This window comes from Exiguobacterium sp. S3, from assembly GCF_018617295.1.
Lineage (GTDB): Bacteria > Bacillota > Bacilli > Exiguobacteriales > Exiguobacteriaceae > Exiguobacterium > Exiguobacterium profundum.
This window is the reverse complement of record NZ_JACSJW010000001.1, coordinates 317,327-334,920: the sequence shown is the minus strand read 5'-3', so window position 1 is coordinate 334,920 and position 17,594 is coordinate 317,327. Positions and strand designations below refer to the sequence as shown.

At 47.4% G+C, this 17,594-nt stretch carries 24 protein-coding genes; 17 read left to right on the top strand and 7 right to left on the bottom strand.

Annotated features, from left to right (window positions below):
• Positions 1-18: 18 nt before the first annotated feature.
• The 3 genes from KNO65_RS01820 to KNO65_RS01810 form a co-directional block, all read right to left on the bottom strand.
• Entirely contained in the window at positions 19-234 is a 216-nt protein-coding gene (locus KNO65_RS01820) for a hypothetical protein (RefSeq protein ID WP_214781430.1), read from the bottom strand.
• A 20-nt stretch (positions 235-254) separates the two neighbouring features.
• Complete coding sequence (locus KNO65_RS01815) at positions 255-629, bottom strand: hypothetical protein (RefSeq protein WP_214781428.1); 375 nt, start codon at positions 627-629, stop codon at positions 255-257.
• Between the two features lie 118 nt (positions 630-747).
• Positions 748-1,521, bottom strand: a complete 774-nt coding sequence (locus KNO65_RS01810; RefSeq protein ID WP_159562450.1) for a sporulation protein — start codon at positions 1,519-1,521, stop codon at positions 748-750.
• A 99-nt stretch (positions 1,522-1,620) separates the two neighbouring features.
• Here KNO65_RS01810 and KNO65_RS01805 point away from each other — a divergent pair, with 99 nt between their 5' ends.
• The 8 genes from KNO65_RS01805 to KNO65_RS01770 all read left to right on the top strand — a co-directional run bounded on the left by KNO65_RS01805 (position 1,621) and on the right by KNO65_RS01770 (position 7,363).
• On the top strand, positions 1,621-2,805 hold the full coding sequence (locus KNO65_RS01805; protein WP_214781426.1) for a class I SAM-dependent methyltransferase: 1,185 nt from the start codon (positions 1,621-1,623) through the stop codon (positions 2,803-2,805).
• A gap of 35 nt (positions 2,806-2,840) precedes the next feature.
• Positions 2,841-3,269, top strand: a complete 429-nt coding sequence (locus KNO65_RS01800) for a BrxA/BrxB family bacilliredoxin (RefSeq protein WP_012726551.1) — start codon at positions 2,841-2,843, stop codon at positions 3,267-3,269.
• A gap of 56 nt (positions 3,270-3,325) precedes the next feature.
• On the top strand, positions 3,326-3,667 hold the full coding sequence (locus KNO65_RS01795; protein ID WP_074036735.1) for a DUF952 domain-containing protein: 342 nt from the start codon (positions 3,326-3,328) through the stop codon (positions 3,665-3,667).
• A gap of 182 nt (positions 3,668-3,849) precedes the next feature.
• A complete protein-coding gene (locus KNO65_RS01790) occupies positions 3,850-4,641 on the top strand; it encodes a transporter substrate-binding domain-containing protein (RefSeq protein ID WP_214781425.1) in 792 nt (263 codons plus the stop codon).
• 60 nt (positions 4,642-4,701) lie between these two features.
• Entirely contained in the window at positions 4,702-5,361 is a 660-nt protein-coding gene (locus KNO65_RS01785) for an amino acid ABC transporter permease (RefSeq protein WP_012726548.1), read from the top strand.
• Positions 5,358-6,080, top strand: coding sequence for an amino acid ABC transporter ATP-binding protein (locus tag KNO65_RS01780; protein ID WP_012726547.1), 723 nt, complete (start codon positions 5,358-5,360; stop codon positions 6,078-6,080). Before KNO65_RS01785 ends, KNO65_RS01780 begins: the two co-directional genes overlap by 4 nt.
• Before the next feature lie 30 nt (positions 6,081-6,110).
• Entirely contained in the window at positions 6,111-6,785 is a 675-nt protein-coding gene (locus KNO65_RS01775; RefSeq protein WP_214781423.1) for a metal-dependent hydrolase, read from the top strand.
• A gap of 2 nt (positions 6,786-6,787) precedes the next feature.
• Positions 6,788-7,363 (top strand): HD domain-containing protein, encoded by a 576-nt coding sequence (locus KNO65_RS01770; RefSeq protein WP_214781421.1) that lies wholly within the window; start codon positions 6,788-6,790, stop codon positions 7,361-7,363.
• 40 nt (positions 7,364-7,403) lie between these two features.
• Here KNO65_RS01770 and fadH read toward each other — a convergent pair whose 3' ends face one another.
• Complete coding sequence (fadH, locus tag KNO65_RS01765; protein WP_214781419.1) at positions 7,404-8,168, bottom strand: 2,4-dienoyl-CoA reductase; 765 nt, start codon at positions 8,166-8,168, stop codon at positions 7,404-7,406.
• A gap of 158 nt (positions 8,169-8,326) precedes the next feature.
• The gene (locus KNO65_RS01760) at positions 8,327-9,397 is read right to left on the bottom strand and encodes an N-acetylglucosaminidase (protein ID WP_251131627.1); all 1,071 of its coding nucleotides are present in this window, start codon (positions 9,395-9,397) and stop codon (positions 8,327-8,329) included.
• A gap of 77 nt (positions 9,398-9,474) precedes the next feature.
• Between KNO65_RS01760 and KNO65_RS01755 the strand changes: the two genes are divergently transcribed.
• The gene (locus KNO65_RS01755) at positions 9,475-10,464 is read left to right on the top strand and encodes an aromatic acid exporter family protein (protein WP_031423375.1); all 990 of its coding nucleotides are present in this window, start codon (positions 9,475-9,477) and stop codon (positions 10,462-10,464) included.
• Between the two features lie 182 nt (positions 10,465-10,646).
• Positions 10,647-11,774: a M20/M25/M40 family metallo-hydrolase gene (locus tag KNO65_RS01750; protein ID WP_012726541.1), complete on the top strand. Its 1,128-nt coding sequence runs from the start codon at positions 10,647-10,649 to the stop codon at positions 11,772-11,774.
• 45 nt (positions 11,775-11,819) lie between these two features.
• Here the strand turns inward: KNO65_RS01750 and KNO65_RS01745 are convergent, their stop codons facing one another.
• Positions 11,820-11,993 (bottom strand): hypothetical protein, encoded by a 174-nt coding sequence (locus KNO65_RS01745; RefSeq protein WP_012726540.1) that lies wholly within the window; start codon positions 11,991-11,993, stop codon positions 11,820-11,822.
• A gap of 73 nt (positions 11,994-12,066) precedes the next feature.
• Here KNO65_RS01745 and rnz point away from each other — a divergent pair, with 73 nt between their 5' ends.
• The 7 genes from rnz to KNO65_RS01710 are packed head-to-tail and all read left to right on the top strand — an operon-like array spanning position 12,067 to position 16,728.
• Positions 12,067-12,972 carry a ribonuclease Z gene (rnz, locus tag KNO65_RS01740; protein ID WP_214781416.1) on the top strand — a complete coding sequence of 302 codons (906 nt, stop codon included), beginning with the start codon at positions 12,067-12,069 and terminating at the stop codon, positions 12,970-12,972.
• Between the two features lies 1 nt (position 12,973).
• On the top strand, positions 12,974-13,858 hold the full coding sequence (locus tag KNO65_RS01735) for a hypothetical protein (RefSeq protein WP_214781414.1): 885 nt from the start codon (positions 12,974-12,976) through the stop codon (positions 13,856-13,858).
• Positions 13,855-14,265: a DUF4430 domain-containing protein gene (locus KNO65_RS01730; protein ID WP_214781412.1), complete on the top strand. Its 411-nt coding sequence runs from the start codon at positions 13,855-13,857 to the stop codon at positions 14,263-14,265. The genes KNO65_RS01735 and KNO65_RS01730 overlap by 4 nt, the downstream gene beginning before the upstream one ends.
• On the top strand, positions 14,216-14,902 hold the full coding sequence (locus KNO65_RS01725) for a hypothetical protein (RefSeq protein WP_251131626.1): 687 nt from the start codon (positions 14,216-14,218) through the stop codon (positions 14,900-14,902). The genes KNO65_RS01730 and KNO65_RS01725 overlap by 50 nt, the downstream gene beginning before the upstream one ends.
• Positions 14,880-15,836 carry an ATP-binding cassette domain-containing protein gene (locus KNO65_RS01720; RefSeq protein WP_214781410.1) on the top strand — a complete coding sequence of 319 codons (957 nt, stop codon included), beginning with the start codon at positions 14,880-14,882 and terminating at the stop codon, positions 15,834-15,836. Before KNO65_RS01725 ends, KNO65_RS01720 begins: the two co-directional genes overlap by 23 nt.
• Positions 15,809-16,354 (top strand): hypothetical protein, encoded by a 546-nt coding sequence (locus KNO65_RS01715; RefSeq protein ID WP_214781408.1) that lies wholly within the window; start codon positions 15,809-15,811, stop codon positions 16,352-16,354. The genes KNO65_RS01720 and KNO65_RS01715 overlap by 28 nt, the downstream gene beginning before the upstream one ends.
• Before the next feature lie 41 nt (positions 16,355-16,395).
• Entirely contained in the window at positions 16,396-16,728 is a 333-nt protein-coding gene (locus tag KNO65_RS01710; RefSeq protein ID WP_196430840.1) for a hypothetical protein, read from the top strand.
• 30 nt (positions 16,729-16,758) lie between these two features.
• On the opposite strand, the gene KNO65_RS01705 is transcribed toward KNO65_RS01710, so the two are convergent.
• Entirely contained in the window at positions 16,759-17,553 is a 795-nt protein-coding gene (locus tag KNO65_RS01705) for an SDR family NAD(P)-dependent oxidoreductase (protein ID WP_159562440.1), read from the bottom strand.
• Between the last annotated feature and the right edge of the window lie 41 nt (positions 17,554-17,594).

Genomic DNA, 17,594 nt, shown 5'->3' with positions numbered 1-17,594 from the left:
GTAGGGTGCCTCCATTTCTTATGAGTTATAGCCAACGAATACCGTGAAAACGAAGCTTACGGCTGAGATCAGTAAGAGAAGGAATGAGAAAGACATGCCCATTCTGACGAGTCCTTTGGAGAGTCGTGGTTTGGATTTATATAGTGCGAACGCAAACATGAGACTGAATAGGCCGAGCGTCGTGAATAGTGTGAGTGGAATTGCTCGGTCGTAAAGAACTTGAAGTAGATCCAATGTAGAATCATCCTTTCTAATCATGCACCTTCGAATCGTCGTTGATGGACACGGTACGTCAATCTGCTGACTACGACGAACACGAGAAGGAACATCCAGTATATAAAAATATAGTTTAATGAAAATGCAGAAACCCCATCATGTCTGACCGAAGAAATCCAAAGCAAAAGGAGTGAGGTAGGGAAATGAATCAATATTACAAGATAGGGCATGAACTTCATGAAGGATAAGGCGTTTGTCGACGGATTGCGCATGAGATATATGGCAATCAAACCAATCAGCACTTCGATTCCACCAAGGGTGAAATAGGCGAGTGACTCAGAAAGACTGGTCTCTAGAATCGGTAAGGCAAGCGTTGCAAGACCAAGACTCCCAATCATTACTAAAGCAAACAAGATGTAGTCACCTCCAGAAAAGGGTTGATTCCATATGTTCATTGTAAAAAAATGGATGCTTAAATTCAATACCTCAGAAAAACACGCCATTCATAGAAATGGCGTGTCGGTGATTTCCTTAAATCGATTGTTCAATCATCGATTCGATGTCGCGACGAACTTCAGCTACTGATAAACGTGCGGCGTCATAGCGTACACGATGAGTCGACTCGTCTGTTCCCGTCAAGTCAGCAAAGAGACTTCCGAGGTCGTGGACACTGCGGTCGACTTGAATGAGCAATTCGATGGCATCCTCGTCTTGTAGAATCACAACTTCTACCTCGTCTAACTGGCGACCGAATCGCGAACCGTTCGCTGAATACTCGAGTTCTTGGGCAATCGGAAGACGTCCCGAACGATGACGTGCCGGGAGCATCTCCGTGTCGGCTTTCTTCAAACGGAATCCGAGCTCGTCCATCGCATCTAATATGACTTGTTGAACTGCATTCGGTTGTACGGTGATCGCATCTTCATCTTTTGGATCGACGGCTTGGGCGATATCAAGGCCCGTTTCAATCCATGATTTCGATTGGCTCACAGAGAGTGGCGTATTGAACGGGACGTTGACTGTGAACGGAATTTCTTTCACTTCTCCGGGACCAATCATAAACGGTGCTTCATTCAATAAGATTTTTTCAATCGTGAACGTCGAGTATGTCGACTTATCGTTCACCTCATGTTTATACAACGTATTGAAGAAGAGATAGATGCTGTCGACGGATTGTTCGACCGAACCGCCTTCGATATGGACGACTCCAGTGAGTTCTCCACCGGGTGAACAGTGGCTCTCATTCAAGCGTGTGTCGACTTTTGCGGCACCGATTCCGATTGATGATAAAATCTTTTTAAACATATGTGTATCCTCCTTTGACGTAACGTCGTCTTCGTGTAATAGTATGTACGGACAGGTGAAACGATATGTTTCAAAATTTCTAAAAAAGGATTGAATCCAGTGGAATATAAAGCGTTACAAGAGCGTCTCGCAGACGTCTTACAATCAAATCATCTCGTGTCGGCGACCATCAGTCAACCCCGTCAAAAATCTAGCGATCTCAGACGTGTCAAATTGAAACCGGTCATGCTACGAAATGCGTATCATATCCAGTTCGAGTATCAGTATGAGCGGGTGATGAACCATAAAAACTTGACACCAGATGAGGCCGTCACAGAAGTGAATGAGCTTCTCGAAACATTCCGACAAGGACAGTTTCAGTTAAAAGATTCCGACCTCCAGTTCCAATTATCGAAAAAGTTCAAAGTGACATTGAAAGAAAAGCAGACGGCTCAAAAAGAAGTTCAACTGAGCCACAATCGGGAAAAACAGTACGTGCTTCCACTCGACGAGCCAGTTCCGTTTCTCATTCGACTCGGCATTCAGTCAACGGACGGAAAAGTGAAGCGTCAAAAGTATGACAAGTTCAAACAGATCAATCGTTTCCTCGAGTTCATTGAGGATTCACTGAAATACTTGCCGGCAGACCGTACCGTTCGAATCTTGGATTTCGGGTCAGGGAAGTCGTATTTGACGTTCGCGCTCTATCATTTCCTTCATGAGATGAAAGGATATGACGTCCATATCACAGGGCTCGATTTGAAGAAAGAGGTCATTGAAGAGTGTGCATCGATTGCGAAAGACTTAGGATATGAACGGCTCGAATTTTTAGTCGGAGACATTAATGAATATGAAGGGGAAACAGTTGTTGATATGGTCGTGACCCTTCATGCATGTGATGTGGCGACAGACATGGCGTTGGCACGTGCCGTCCGCTGGGGCGCGAAAGTCATCTTAAGCGTTCCGTGTTGTCAAAAGGAATTGAATCGTCAAATTCAAGCGTCGAATTTAGACGTGATGCTCCAACATGGCTTGATCAAAGAACGGTTCGCCTCACTCGCGACCGATTCCATTCGGGCTGAACTGCTTGGACTTGTCGGGTATGATGCCCAGCTGCTCGAATTCATCGACCTCGAGCATACGCCGAAAAATATCATGATTCGTGCCTACTTGACGAACCGTCAGGCGAGCGCAGAGACGAAGGCACGTTACCTTGCTTTCAAACAGATGTTAGGGGCAGACCCGTTCTTAGAACGTGAATTGAGCGATAGACTTGTCCTCAAGGTAGAACAAGACGTAAAATAAGGGAGTACAGACGAAATGTCGAAAGGGGAAACAACATGGATTTTCAATTATATTTTCAAGATGTAGTCGAACAAGCGCGTAACGAAGTACGTGCTGCAGGATACACAGAGCTCACGACACCGGAAGAAGTAGACGGAGCACTGAAAAAAGAAGGGAAGACACTCGTCCTCGTCAACTCGGTTTGTGGGTGTGCAGGCGGGATTGCTCGTCCAGCTGCCGCATACGTCAACAAGATGGAAGGTGTGAAGCCTGACCATTTCGTGACCGTGTTTGCTGGTCAAGACCGTGAAGCGACAGATCGTGCACGTGAGTATTTTGAAGGATATGCACCGTCTTCACCGTCAATCGCACTTCTTGAAGATGGCAACATCGTGACGATGGTAGAGCGTAGTGAAATCGAGTCATCGACTGCTGAAGAGCTCGTCGACCAATTGCAAACATTGTTCGACATCTACTTCGCATAATCAAGCATCGGCGCAAAGGCACTGCCTTTGCGCTTTTGTGAAAAGGGGCAGGGTATATGGAACCAGTCATCAAAATCATGACGGAGGCAGAGTATATGATTGCCCTGTCACGCGGTGAGATCAATGAGCCGTCACTTCAATCGGAAGGGACGATTAAATGTTGTACGCCGCAACAGATTGGAAAGGTCGTCAAAAAGTCGTATTCGGGTGAAGCAGTCGTTCTCGTATCGTTACACGTCAACCGACTTGGTCAGCTGCTACATTATGAGTTGGATGAGGATGGAGAACGTTATCCACATGTGTATAGTGCCATCCCGATGACTTCGGTCAAACAGGTGCAACCGTATGGGTCACGCGACAATGGAACGGTCACATATTTCGCTTTCGAGCGAATGTGACCTTCTTTTTTGTATAATTTGCATGAATATACTTTACAAGTAATAATTATGTGTATATAGTGGTTGAAGACACAAGTCGGACAACTGATGTGTCATAGAACAGTTGAGCTACGTTCACACATATGTCATAATTTTTTTAAAAGTTCTGATAATTATCATTCAACTACGAAAGGGAGATGAAGATGAAAAAAGGTTTTCTAGCATTATGTTTAGCAGGACTGGCCGCGTTCTCAGTCGCGTGTGGGGCAGACGTGAACGAAGGAGGATCGACATCGACCGATGGTGAGGATGACAAAGTCATCGTCATGGGTACAAGTGCCGATTACTTCCCATATGAGTTCGTCGATACAGCGAATGGTGACGAGATTGTCGGATTTGATATCGATATCGCCAAAAAAGTGGCAGAGAACATGGGATATGAATTGAAAATTGAAGATATGGATTTCGGAAGCTTACTTGGAGCCCTCAATGCAGGTCGAGTCGACTTCGTCATGGCGGGGATGACTCCGACAGAAGAGCGTAAAGAAAATGCCGATTTCTCAGATATTTATTTCACAGCGGTGAACTTGATCTTGTCAAAAGATGATTCGCTTCAATCACTTGAAGACTTGAAAGGGAAAAAGATCGGAGTCCAGCTCGGTTCGATTCAAGAAGGGATTGCACAAGATCAAATCACAGATGCTGAGATTGTTTCATTGAACAAGATTCCTGAGATCATTCAAGAAATCAAGACAGGACGTATTGACGCGATGGTCATCGAAGATACGGTAGCGAAAAAATACCTCGAGCAAGATAGTGAATTGACGACATTTGAAATTGTGGACGAAGAAGAAGCAGGTTCTGCTGCTGCCTTCCGTAAAGATGATGATCTCCGCGATCAATTCAATGAAGAATTGAAGAAGATGATCGACAGTGGAGAAATCGAAGAGTTAGCACAGAAGTGGTTTGAAGAAGAGGCTGCGCCAGCCGAATAATGATTCGTACGAGGCTGACTGAAGATGAATCGGTCAGCCCTTTTTTAGGAGGAACTCACTATGGATTTTAGCCGGATTTATGATTCGATCCCTTATATACTTGAGGGGATTCCAGTCATGTTCCAAGTGGTGATCGTCTCGGCATTGATTGGGATCTCACTTGGGATTGTTGTCGCTACATTAAAAATTGTCCCAAATCGTCTGATTAACTTTATCGGACATGCTTATACGGCGGTGTTCCGTGGGACACCACTCATTTTGCAACTCGCCATCATCCACTTCGGATTGCCGCAACTGACGGGATATATCACGACACCGTACCAGTCAGCGGTCATCGCCTTCTCGCTCAACTCTGGGGCGTATATTTCAGAGATTATTCGAGCGGGTATCCAAGCAGTAGATAAAGGACAGTGGGAGGCTTCGGATGCTCTTGGTGTCCCGTATGTCAAACAGTTACGTTCCATCATCTTGCCACAGGCGTTCAAGAACATCTTGCCTGCTCTTGTGAACGAGATGATCACATTAACGAAAGAGTCTGCCCTCGTCTCGACGGTCGGGGTGCTCGATATCATGCGTCGTGCGCAAATCGTCGGTGGGCAGAAGGCAATCTACTTCGAACCGCTTCTTTTCGCCGGTGTGATATACTTTACGATAGTGATGATCTTGACGTATCTTGGACAACGTCTAGAAAAACGGTTAAGAAAGAGTGATGGAAGATGATCGAAGTAAAAGACCTACACAAACAATTTGGTGACTTAGAAGTGTTAAAAGGAATCACGACGACGATCGAGCGTGGTGAAGTGGTTGCTGTCATCGGACCGTCCGGGTCTGGTAAATCGACATTTCTACGCTGCTTGAACATGCTTGAGATTCCAACGAGCGGTACGGTCAGTGTCGACGGATTCGAGCTCACGAAAAAAGGAGCGAACGTCGCGAAGGCGCGTCAAAACATTGGGATGGTATTCCAACAGTTCAACTTGTTCCCTCATATGAGCGTATTGGACAATTTGACGTATGCACCGATCAACGTCTTGAAAGTCAGCAAGACGGAAGCGCTAGAACGTGCGAAGAAATTACTGGAACGTGTCGGCCTCTCTGAGAAAATCGACGCCTATCCGAGCCAACTTTCAGGTGGACAAAAACAACGTGTCGCCATTGCGCGTGCCTTGGCGATGGAACCGAACGTCATGTTATTCGATGAACCGACATCGGCACTTGACCCGGAGATGGTCAATGAAGTACTTGATGTTATGAAAGGATTGGCCGAAACGGGAATGACGATGGTCGTCGTCACACACGAGATGGGCTTTGCCCGTGAAGTGGCAGACCGTGTCCTCTTCCTCGACGAAGGCATCCTGATGGAAGAAGGAAAACCGGCTGACCTGTTATTAAACCCGCAAACAGACCGGGCGAAACGTTTCTTGGAGAAAGTGTTGTAATCTGATTTCACATGGGAAGGATGAAAGCAAATGAACATCACGTACTACGGACATGCGACGGTAGGGTTTGAAATTGATGGTGTAAATGTGTTGATTGATCCGTTTTTGACGAGCAACCCGCATACAGACGTGGATCCATCCACGCTACGCCCAGACTATTTGTTGCTCACACATGCTCATTTCGATCATATCGAGGATGTCGAATTGATTGCGAAATCGTCGGGTGCGACGATTGTGGCGACACATGAACTCGCAACGTATTACGAGAAAAAAGGCTTCTCTGTTCACGGGATGAACATCGGGGGAGGTCATGCCTTTCCGTTCGGACGCGTCACGATGACGCAAGCGTTCCACAGTTCGAGCTTTGACATGGGGGATACACCGGTCTATATGGGGATGCCTGCCGGATTCATCATCGAGACGAACGAACTGACGGTCTACCACGCTGGAGACACGAGTCTCTTCTCAGATATGAAGATGTACGGAGAACGTTTTGAAATCGATGTCGCTTTCCTTCCGATCGGAGACAACTTCACGATGGGACCGACAGACGCATTAGATGCGGCGCAGTGGCTACAAGCGAAACGTGTCGTTCCGATTCACTTTGATACGTTCCCGCCGATTAAACAAGATGCTCAGGCATTTTGTGACCAATTGCACCGTCGAGGTCTCTTGATTGAACCGAATACGACGATCGAGATTTGAGTGTGGACGTGATACAAGCGACGAGAAAGTTCGTCGAAACGATTCATGCAAATGATCAGACGGGTCATGATATTGCCCACATCGAGCGGGTCGTTCGACTCGTAAAGCGCTTGATGGAAAATGAACCGGTCGATCGAACGGGACTTCTGCTAGCCGCTTATTTACATGACGTCGAAGACCATAAGCTCGGTCGTCCAAAAGGGCTCGTCAAACAACATTTGGCTTCTCTTGACATCACAGAGGAGCGAGCGAGTTTCGTGGAAGCGTTGATTGATGAGGTTTCTTTTTCAAAAGGCATGACACCAACGACTCGGGAAAGTGAAATCCTACAAGATGCCGACCGCCTTGATGCGATTGGGGCCATCGGTATTGCGCGAACGTTCCAATTCGCGGGTTCTCGCGGTACACCTCTTGATTTGTCAGAGGATAGTGCGATTCAACATTTTCAAGATAAGTTATTGAAGTTAGCGTCGATGATGCATACGAAAGAAGCGAAACGCTTGGCACATTCACGTCATGTCTTCATGGAAAGGTTCTACAACCAGTTTCATGAAGAATGGGACGGGATGGATACATGAAAGGGACGACCGATTGATTTCGGTCGTCCCTTTTTCTAGGTTAGAATGGATGTTTGTTGAGCCAATGTCCACCGTCTAATGAAATACAATCTCCGTTCAAATAGCGCATTTCGTCTGATGCCATCCAGTAAGCGAGGTCCGCGATTTCTTCAGGTGTCCCAAAACGTCCGAGCGGGACGTTACGGCGAATGCGCTCCACTTCCTTCACATGGGATACGAGCTTTTCAGCACCGCCGGTCCGTTCAATCGGTCCGGGACTGATGGCATTGACGCGAGCGCCGAATTGATAGCCCCATTCAACTGCGAGCGTTCGCGTCAAGTTCAAGACGCCTGCTTTCGCTGCCGCACTCGGTGCGACACCAGGTCCTGCCTGCCATGCATATGAGGCGACCATATTAATGATGGAGCCGCCACGGATTTCATCTGCTTCCCAATGTTTCCCGAGAACATGGGTGCAGTTGAATGTCCCGTTCAAGACGATGTCGATGACACTTGCCCAACCATTAGGAGATAAATCAAGGGTCGGACACACAAAATTCCCGGCAGCATTGTTGACGAGTGCGTGTACAGGTCCATAAGCGGATACGATGTCAGCCAGTGCTTTCGCGCATCCTTCATAGTCACGAACGTCATGTTGCACACTCATCGCCTGACCCGCGTCGATTGAATTCAATTCGTTCATCGCTTCTAGTAGTCGTTCCTCGTTTCGACCGCTGATAGCGACGTTCCATCCTTCCTGTTTAAATTTTAATGCCATCGCTTTCCCCATGCCGGACGATCCCCCGGTAATCCAAATCGTTTTCATCTTAATTCCCCCTCAGAAATGAATGGTCGTTCATTTATAGTATTCGTCTTGCGATGCGAAAATCCTCTAATAAGATATTGATTCATGTTGAATCATTTCTTCGTCCTGAAACGTATACAGACGTCAAGCAGCCCGACTCGTATAAGCCGGGCTGCTTTTCATTGAATTTTTTTCAAGTACTTCAAACCGAGTTCACGGTCAATCGTGTACATTGTACCAGCAACTTTCTCGCCCCAGTATGGATCGGATGCATAGAAGATATTGATGCCTTCCTGCTTGTTCCCGGGATAATCGCCACGAGCGTACGGCCCTGTGACATATTTAGTCGCAAACAATTCAGCAGCAGCTTGTACGCTGGCGTCAATTGTTTTAAAGGATGTCGCATTCCCGCTCGGGTCGTCATCTGTCGCGCGGAACCCAAATAGGTTCCGCTTGTCTCGAGCGATATCGGACGTTCCAAATCGGGACTCATGCCCGGCAACCGCCAGCAGGAATAAGGCATTGATGTTATACGTATCTTCTGCCCGTTTAAAGGACTTGCCTTCCCCAGCGAGTGGTGAATCGATGGATTTTAAATATTGATCAAACTCGTCAGCCGAATATGGGGATGACGTGCGAATCGATGCAAATTGATAAGGAGAATCGAAGACGTCTTGGACACGTTCTGTGTAAAAACGGTCATCCGAGTTTTTTTCTGTCGGACCTACAAGGAACGTACCGGCGAGATTGGCGTTCGCTTCCACCGTATGGTAGACGTCACCTTCTCGAATCTCGTAAAATCCACGTCTCTTCACAACTGCTTCAGGAAATAACGCCATTTGATCCGGTTTGACATACACATCCGCCCCGGAGATACGTACTTTAAGATGATCGTCTCCGCGTTCAATTAGTTGAAGTCTCGTGCCACCAGCGACATAGGATTGTCGTGTTTTAAATGATGCATCTTTATATAAGTTTGTGATAGCATCACTCGGAGTGACGACGACTCCGGTACCTGTAAAATCGAGTACTTCTCCAGAGGGGGAGAACAATGTCCGGTTCTTACCGGCCGTCATGTATCGTTTTGCTTCTGCGAGAGATTCGAACGACCTCGTGACACGGTCGCCATTCGTCACCGTTTCGACGGTATAGGTGTCTTCACGGGAAGATTGAATCCATAAAAAGGCTGCGATGGCGAGACTAAGTGTCGCAATCATCGGCCAAACCTTAAGTCTTTTCTTTCGTTTCAATCAAATCACTTCCAAACTTTTGAATTGCCAAACGAGTTGATTTAGTCAACAATTTGATGGAGAAGGGGGAAATTAGTATGAAAATTGGAACGCGGACGTTAAAGACCGCGGTCGCAGCAGGTATCGCGATGCTCATTTCCGAAACAATTCATCTCGATTATTTTGTATTTGCAGCCATTATCGCCATTTTAAGTATTCAAGAGACGCGTAAAAAATCGATTCGCGCCTCCTATGAACGAGTCATGGCAAGTCTTCTCGCCATCGGAATGGGTGCGGCGATGTTCACGCTACTCGGCTATTCACCGGTGACGCTCACACTTTATTTTGTCATTTTCATTCCACTCGTACAACAATTGAAACTGCAAGATGGGCTCATTACAAGTGTCGTCATCTTGACCCACCTCTACACCGAAGCACAGTTTTCACTCGAGTTATTTATCAATGAGCTATTGCTCATTGCAATCGGTGTCGGTGTCGGGCTCGTCGTCAACATGTATATGCCGACGCTTGACCGTGAGATTGAACGGATTAAAGAGAATATCGACCGTTCGCTTGCTGTTCTGTTTTATGACGTTGCGGCATGTGTCGAGACGGGCGTCTATAACAATCACTCGATGATGCTCATCAAGACGCGGGACTATCTGAAAGAGGGGAAAGATTTGGCTCTTCGCCGTATGGGGAACTCAATCGGAAAGCGAAACGAGGACATGGACTATCTATATTTCCGAATGCGTGAACGACAGTATGATATTCTCAAACGAGTCGCTGATAACGCCAGAGAAATCACGATGGTCGTCAATGAAGCGAAACCGGTCGCGACGTTTTTACGTCGAGTCGGGGACCATGTGAACGAGCAGGCCGATGCCTCTGTCTTTTTACAGGAGCTAGAAGAGATGATTGAGCATTATCGAAAAAACGTACCTCTCCCCACGACGCGTGAGGAATTCGAGGTACGCTCATCCTTATTAAATATTTTATCAGATGTAAAAAGTTACTTGATCTTGAAAGAGCGATACATCTTGCTCTTAAAAGAACATGGTCATGCTCGAGAGAAACGTGCTGATTAAAAAGATTGAGACGATGACGACGACGCCGATTTGAATGATGCGTTGTCGTCTTTTCTGTTTTTTCTTCATGGTCTGCCTCCATATACGTGTTTGCCATCATTGTACAGAATGGAAAAGATTCGTGCAATCCAGGGGAGTTTGATATAATGGTCAAGAAATGTTTGGATGGAGGGATGTTGTTTATGGTAAACGAGACACGCGTGCTCGACACATTTTTAGGATTGGTCGGCATCGATTCAGAAACGAAGGAAGAAGCGGTCATCTGTGAACATTTGAAAGGTGTATTCACAGAGCTTGGCTGCGACGTCTACGAGGACGACGCATCAACGAAGACGGCACACTCTGGTAACAACTTGATCATCACGTTGCCTGCAACGAAAGAAAATGTTGATCCGATTTACTTTACGGCTCACATGGATACGGTCACTCCAGGTAAAGGAATCAAGACGAGCATCAAAGACGGATATGTCGTCACGGATGGTACGACGATTCTCGGAGCAGACGACAAGACCGGCCTCACTGCGATGATCGAACTCGTGCGTGTATTGAAAGAAAAACAAATTCCACATGGTCAAATCCAGTTCGTGATCACGGTCGGGGAAGAATCAGGTCTCGTCGGTGCGAAAGTATTGGATTTATCGAAAATCGATGCGAAGTTCGGTTTTGCCCTTGATTCGGATGGACCAGTTGGAGACATCATTGTCGCCGCTCCGACTCAAGCAAAAGTGAACGCGAAGATTTACGGGAAGACGGCTCATGCTGGTGTCGCACCTGAAAAAGGAATCTCGGCGATTCAAATCGCAGCGAAAGCCATCGCGAAGATGCCGCTCGGTCGTATCGATGAAGAGACGACAGCCAACATCGGACGTTTCGAAGGGGGTCGCGCGACAAACATCGTGTGTGACTATGTCGAAGTTCTTGCTGAGGCCCGTTCCCTCATCCATGAGAAGATGGAGAAACAGGCGGAAACGATGAAACAAGCGTACATCGAGGTCGCTGAGTCGTTCGGTGGTCGTGCCGAAGTGGACATCGACATCATGTATCCTGGATTCAAATTTGAAGAAGGCGACGAAGTCGTTGAAGTTGCGAAACGTGCGGCCCAGACAATCGGACGCCCGACACGAATCCTCCATTCAGGTGGAGGGTCGGATGCCAACGTGATCGCAGGTGGCGGAATCCCGACAGTCAACTTGGCTGTAGGCTATGAAGAGATTCATACGACGAACGAACGGATGCCACTTGAAGAGTTGTATAAACTCGTCGAATATGTCGTGACAATCGTTGAAGAAGTCGCATCACCTAAGCAATAAAAAAGAGCCGACCATTCGTCGGCTCTTCGTATGTGTTCGTACTCGTTATGCTGCGAACTCCAGTGATTCTAAAATCAACTCGTCTGTGCAATGAAGTTCGATCGCTATGTCGTGAATGCGGATAGAGGTGCCTTGTTCCTGTTGGTGCAAGCGATTCATCAAAGCTGCGCGTTCTCGAATCGTCTCATAAATCGATTCGGGTTGTTCTGCCTTGGTCATCACAAATCACATCCTTTTCAGCGATTACGTCAAGTATAGCATGGAACGGCTTGAAGAAAGGAATTAAATATTTATGAAGTTACAGTTTTTAGGAACTGGGTCGGGGATGCCTTCGAAACAGCGCAACGTATCGGGGCTAGCTCTCGATTTATCGAACGTGACCTGGCTGATTGATTGTGGCGAGGGCACGCAACACCAAATGCTCTATACGAAAATCAAACCGAGAAAAGTGACAGCGGTATGGGTGACGCATCTTCATGGTGACCATGTATTCGGATTGCCTGGATTCTTATCGACTCGTTCGGCACTCGATGGAACCGCCCCCTTGACCGTCTATGGACCAAAAGGATTGAAAAAATGGCTTGAAGCTACTTTGCGTGTCACAGGCTCACATCTAGGATACGAGCTGACCGTGATCGAGTACTCGGACGGGGACACATTCATACAAGACGACCATCTCGTCACTGTGCGAAAATTAGAGCATCGGTTCCCTTCATTCGGTTTCCGAATCGATGGTCCAGAAAAACCGGGCATGCTACGCGTCGATCTTGTAAGAGAACTCGGTATTCCAAGTGGACCGATTTATCGAACCATCAAAGAATCAGACCGATTTGAATTTGAAGGAAAATGGTATGACTCTAAAGAATACGTCACTGAACCGATTCCGGGAAAAATCGTAGCGATTTTAGGAGATACAATCCCGTGTGAGAACGCGCAGAAGTTGGCGGATGGAGCAGACCTCCTCGTTCACGAGGCGACGTTTATGGAGGCGGAACAAGAGCTCGCTCGGAAGTATGGTCACTCGACGACACGTGAAGCGACCGCTCTAGCGAATGCGTGCGCCGTCGGCAAGCTGATTGTGACACACATCTCAGCACGCTATGTCGGACGAGAGGAAGAATTTGTTCAAGAAGTTGTGTCGGATTTTCCATCGAGTCTCGTTGCGACGGACTTTTTAGAATATACAGTGGGGGAGTGATGTGACCATTCAACTCTATGTATGGGCAGCCTTTTTAGTAATCAGCGTTCTATTAGGGATTCGATTGAATCAATTAAAAGAGTCGGAAGCGAACTTTTTTCCAAAGTTCTTATTTTATTCACTGCTTGGAATCGTGTCTTTCCCCATCGGCGGTTTTCACATTCCGATTGGCTTTCTATTGTCTTTTTTGTTCTTTCCGAAACAGAACAGCCGGTATAAATGGTATGGGGCACTGTTAGGGTTCTTCTTTTTTCTTGTCTTGCTTTTTGTCCCGTTATTCGATCAATCCGGGTTTCGTTCCGAATCGCAACAAATCGGCGCCGTTTCGGTCACGGATGAATCGTTTGATGACATGACCGAAAAATTGTTACAACGAATCAATAGTGAATCGATTAAATTAGATCGTGGGAAACTACAGATCGACCGAGAAGGGAACGTTCAATCCATTGAGTACTTACTCATGGTGGAACGAGCCGAATCGTTCCAACAGATCCGTGTAACATACGGCTCAGGACAACTTTCGTATGAACAAGTCGATGAACTGCGTAAAGAATCTGGACAGGCCTTTTTTGAAAAGCTTGTCGAATTCGACCACATGCTGTCGACGTTACGAGGTCCTTCATGGGATGAATATACTGACGTCGTTTCTGCCCCAGTGTTACAACTTTCCTATGATGGGCTGTATGACATGTACACGTTCGAAAACGAATCGATGCTCATGATCAATCGGGACAATGAACTGGTCAAGTTCTGGCTCCAGCGCGAACCAGTCCTCGCAAACAGCATCCAACTCGTCGGACTGACACGGGAAGGACGAAGTTCAGGCGAACGTTTTGCGATACTATATAATTATTCGATACATCAACGAGAGGATTTGACAGAATGATCAAACCGTATTTGAGTATTTCACTATTAACGACCGCACTTCTTGTCGGATGTGGCGGAGAAGAAGCCCAACAAGAGGCGTGCGATGTAAGTCCGACCATTTCCGTATACAATGCGGCGACGGAAGAGACACTCTATCAAGAGAAGAGCGTCTGTTTGGAAGAGGATGCGACCGTGCTCGACGCATTGAAAGCGACAGGGCTTGACCTCGAAGTGACAGGAAGCGGAGACATGTCGTACGTGACGGCAATCGAAGGCATCGAAGAAAAATCTGAAGGACAATCGTCAGGCTGGGTATTTGCTTTTAATGGCGCGCCCGGAGATGAAGGGGCCGGTGCTAAAGAAGTAGAATCGAGGGATGTCATTCAGTGGCGGTTTGAAGAAGATGCGATTGCTTTCTTCGAATGAGGCAGATTGGGAGCGGCGACATCCTGTCACGCTCCTTTTCTTTCTATTTAGTCATCTATTCATTCTGACGTATATCTATGATGTCACAGTATTTGTCATCGGCCTTGTCCTTTTGCTCATGCTTGAACGTCGGTTTCCATGGACGATGCTCATCGTATTGATTGCGTTTGCTGTTGTCTCGGTCTTCCCTGCATTGTTCGGATGGGAGTTATCGCTCACTTACATATGGCGTCAGCTATTGAAGTTGGCTACTTTCTTACTTGGCATGCTTTGGATTTCTCGGATTGTTCGATTGGAACGATTGCTCCCACTTCTCTATAAATGGCCCCGTTCAACTTCCCTCTTGTACGGGGCGTGGGCACTTATTCCTTCGATGGAACGAGCGGTACGTCAGTCGCTCAGAAGTCACCCGAAAGGAGCCTGGCAAGAAGCAATCGAGATTGGCATTAATAGCCAAAGGCATGAGCCACGATTTGCGGTCGAGCCGATGCGTCGCTTCCGATTTGAGGATGTTCTCCAACTCTTTATGATTGGCTTGATTGGCTACGTATCACTCGAGTGGACCATCATCCCATGGCTCATCTATCCATACGTCACAAAAGGAGGTGTTCGTGATGCAATGGCTTTCTACCGTTGACGGGTCGCTCGAGGCATATATCGAGCGGTATCGTCCTCGAGTCATCAGAATGAATCAACCATTCTCAGGAAAAGTTGGTCATTTATTATCCCGTGTTGATTCGCTTCGGGGGGCGGAACTCGCCTCACTCTTACAAATCGATGCCCTGTATCCAAAAGCGTTTGACGCCTGTTCAAGCGGTGAGCAACAGATTGTACAAGTCGCTTATGCTCTATTAGATCAGCCCGAAGCAATTGTACTTATCGAACCGTTCCGCTACCTCGATCAATTCCGTAGAGAACATCTAGAGATGCTACTTCGTCGTACTTCCGGTCTCGGTGTTCGGATTGGTTATACGGAACGGGCGCAAGAATCGTCTGAAGACATGAAAATCACTTTCCGACAATCGGAGACGATACCAAGAATTGAAGCGACCGATGTATCCTATCGTCATCCGCTTCAGGCGACTTATGCCATTGAAGAAGTGACGGTCCAAATGAATGAACCGGGCCTCACCGTCTGTATTGGGACGAACGGAAGTGGAAAATCGACGTTGCTCGAACTTTTAGCAAGGAGCAGACGCCCTCTTCGTGGACGGGTGAAGCGGGGGGAGCGAGCTGCTTATCTTCCTGCCGAAACGGAATACGGTCCGTTTCCGCAAGAATCGAACCGGAGGATCGCTCAACTACAAGCCGTCCTGAACGACTCGGCAAGCGTCCTTTTGCTCGATGAACCGACGGTGGATTTAACGAATGGGGAACGTACGGCGTTCCTTGAAGCGCTCTTGAAAAAGTCCGAATCAGCACGTGTGCTTTGTGCGACACATGATTTGGCGTTAGTCGACCAAGCGACGGACGTGATTTACCTTGCGAGTGGTCGCGTGGTCTTTCAAGGAGAACGGTCACTCTTTCAAGAACGGAGTACGCTATGGTCACATACGTCCTCGCCATTCTGATTGCCATCCTGGTCCTGTATCGATTTGAGAAATCCGATCTCCCGGTTCAACCGCTCGTGCAGCTCTTGGCACTCGCAGTCATCGGTCGCTGGCTTTTCATGACGATTCCGAACGTACAACCGACGACAGCCATTTTGATGCTGACGGCACTATGTATTGGATTGAATGCTGCGGCGGTCCTTGCGCTCTTCGTACCCATCTTGTCAGGTCTGTTGCTCGGGATCGGACCGTTCGTCTTCTATCAATTTTTAGGCTGGCTCCTTATCGTAACGCTCGTCAGCAGTTTTAGACCGTTATGGATGAAGTCGAACATCCTTTTTCTTCTGTTTGGTTTTTTGTCCGGATTTATATATGGATGGACGACCAATCTAGCGTTCTTCGAAGTGATTGGAGCTGATTATTGGAAGCTACTTCTACTCAGCGTCCCGTTTGACTTGGCACATGGGCTATCGAATGTCGTTTTCCTCTTTTTAATCCGTCCCTTGTTCGAGCGCATATTCCTTCGTCAGCTCGGGTAAACATACAATAGTCATATCATTTTGAGTGAGGTGAACGACGGATGGGTGCATATATCAATCTCACAGAAGTCGGCATGTTTCTACTCGTAGGACTATTGTTTATCTTGTTAAACCTGATTCTATTGGCAAAACGTTACACGAGAGCCCGTTTTGCCATGATCAGCATCCTTGCGGCGAGCGTGTGGCCAGCACTCATGATTGTGCTTTCCGTGGAACAACTGAGCATCATGGACCAGCTCACGTCAGGAGACCTGACGCTCGATGCCGTCATGGCGTGGGGAGTCGTCATCGCTACAGCGCTGATGACTATGATTCCGGCAGGTGTATTTCTACACCGGCTTGTGAACGTCTCTCGCTTACACTCTGAACCATAAAAGGAGCGACCCGATGCGGTCGCTCCTTTTTCATGTAGTCGATTCAGCAGGTGTTCCATCAGCCGGTTTTTGGACGCGACGTAATACTTCGAGACTGAGAGCTCGTGGCATCAATTTGGCGACCCCGACCAATAACTGATTAGAGAGTCCAGGGATGACCACACGCTTGTTATTCATCACCCCTTTGTATCCGAAGAAGGCGACGAGATGAGATGGCATTTTCGAGAATGACAATTCACTCCCGGCACGATTAAAGAAGTTCGTATCCGTCGGGCCAGGGCATAACACACTCACATGCACGCCACTACCTTTCACCTCGGCATGAATCGCTTCAGTGAATGAGAGGACATAGGCTTTCGTCGCGTAATAGACGGCCATATATGGACCAGGTTGGAAGGCAGCGACGGATGCAACGTTCAACACATATCCGTGGTCACGTTCGAGCATGCCAGGCAAATAGGCTTTCGTCAGTTCGGTCAACGTATTGACGTTCAATCGGACCTCGTCGGCTTCCGTCTCAGCATCAAGGTCGGCGAACGCGCCGGACGTGCCAAACCCGGCATTGTTAATTAAAAAGTCGACAGTGAGGCCAGCTTCGGCAATCATCGTCGTCAATCGGACTGCTGCGCCATGTTTTGCCAAATCTAGAGCAAAGACATGTACGTTGATGCGATAACGTGTCTCAAGTACTTTTTTTAGTTCATGCAATCGTGGTTCGTTCCGAGATACTAAAATACAGTCGTAGCCGTCGCGAGCGGCGAGTACGGCCAAGTCTAGACCGATGCCCATCGAGGCGCCGGTGATTAAAGCTGTCTTTGACAACATGATCCACTCCTTTGATGAAAAGTCATACATTGTTACTGAAT

Coding starts and splice junctions, on each gene's coding strand:
- KNO65_RS01810 (WP_159562450.1), bottom strand. CDS start 1,521: ATGTTTAAAAAGATTTTATCATCAATCGGAATCGGTGCCGCAAAAGTC.
- KNO65_RS01800 (WP_012726551.1), top strand. CDS start 2,841: ATGGATTTTCAATTATATTTTCAAGATGTAGTCGAACAAGCGCGTAAC.
- KNO65_RS01795 (WP_074036735.1), top strand. CDS start 3,326: ATGGAACCAGTCATCAAAATCATGACGGAGGCAGAGTATATGATTGCC.
- KNO65_RS01790 (WP_214781425.1), top strand. CDS start 3,850: ATGAAAAAAGGTTTTCTAGCATTATGTTTAGCAGGACTGGCCGCGTTC.
- KNO65_RS01785 (WP_012726548.1), top strand. CDS start 4,702: ATGGATTTTAGCCGGATTTATGATTCGATCCCTTATATACTTGAGGGG.
- KNO65_RS01780 (WP_012726547.1), top strand. CDS start 5,358: ATGATCGAAGTAAAAGACCTACACAAACAATTTGGTGACTTAGAAGTG.
- KNO65_RS01775 (WP_214781423.1), top strand. CDS start 6,111: ATGAACATCACGTACTACGGACATGCGACGGTAGGGTTTGAAATTGAT.
- fadH (WP_214781419.1), bottom strand. CDS start 8,168: ATGAAAACGATTTGGATTACCGGGGGATCGTCCGGCATGGGGAAAGCG.
- KNO65_RS01755 (WP_031423375.1), top strand. CDS start 9,475: ATGAAAATTGGAACGCGGACGTTAAAGACCGCGGTCGCAGCAGGTATC.
- KNO65_RS01750 (WP_012726541.1), top strand. CDS start 10,647: ATGGTAAACGAGACACGCGTGCTCGACACATTTTTAGGATTGGTCGGC.
- KNO65_RS01745 (WP_012726540.1), bottom strand. CDS start 11,993: ATGACCAAGGCAGAACAACCCGAATCGATTTATGAGACGATTCGAGAA.
- rnz (WP_214781416.1), top strand. CDS start 12,067: ATGAAGTTACAGTTTTTAGGAACTGGGTCGGGGATGCCTTCGAAACAG.
- KNO65_RS01730 (WP_214781412.1), top strand. CDS start 13,855: ATGATCAAACCGTATTTGAGTATTTCACTATTAACGACCGCACTTCTT.
- KNO65_RS01725 (WP_251131626.1), top strand. CDS start 14,216: ATGTCATTCAGTGGCGGTTTGAAGAAGATGCGATTGCTTTCTTCGAAT.
- KNO65_RS01720 (WP_214781410.1), top strand. CDS start 14,880: ATGCAATGGCTTTCTACCGTTGACGGGTCGCTCGAGGCATATATCGAG.
- KNO65_RS01715 (WP_214781408.1), top strand. CDS start 15,809: ATGGTCACATACGTCCTCGCCATTCTGATTGCCATCCTGGTCCTGTAT.
- KNO65_RS01710 (WP_196430840.1), top strand. CDS start 16,396: ATGGGTGCATATATCAATCTCACAGAAGTCGGCATGTTTCTACTCGTA.
- KNO65_RS01705 (WP_159562440.1), bottom strand. CDS start 17,553: ATGTTGTCAAAGACAGCTTTAATCACCGGCGCCTCGATGGGCATCGGT.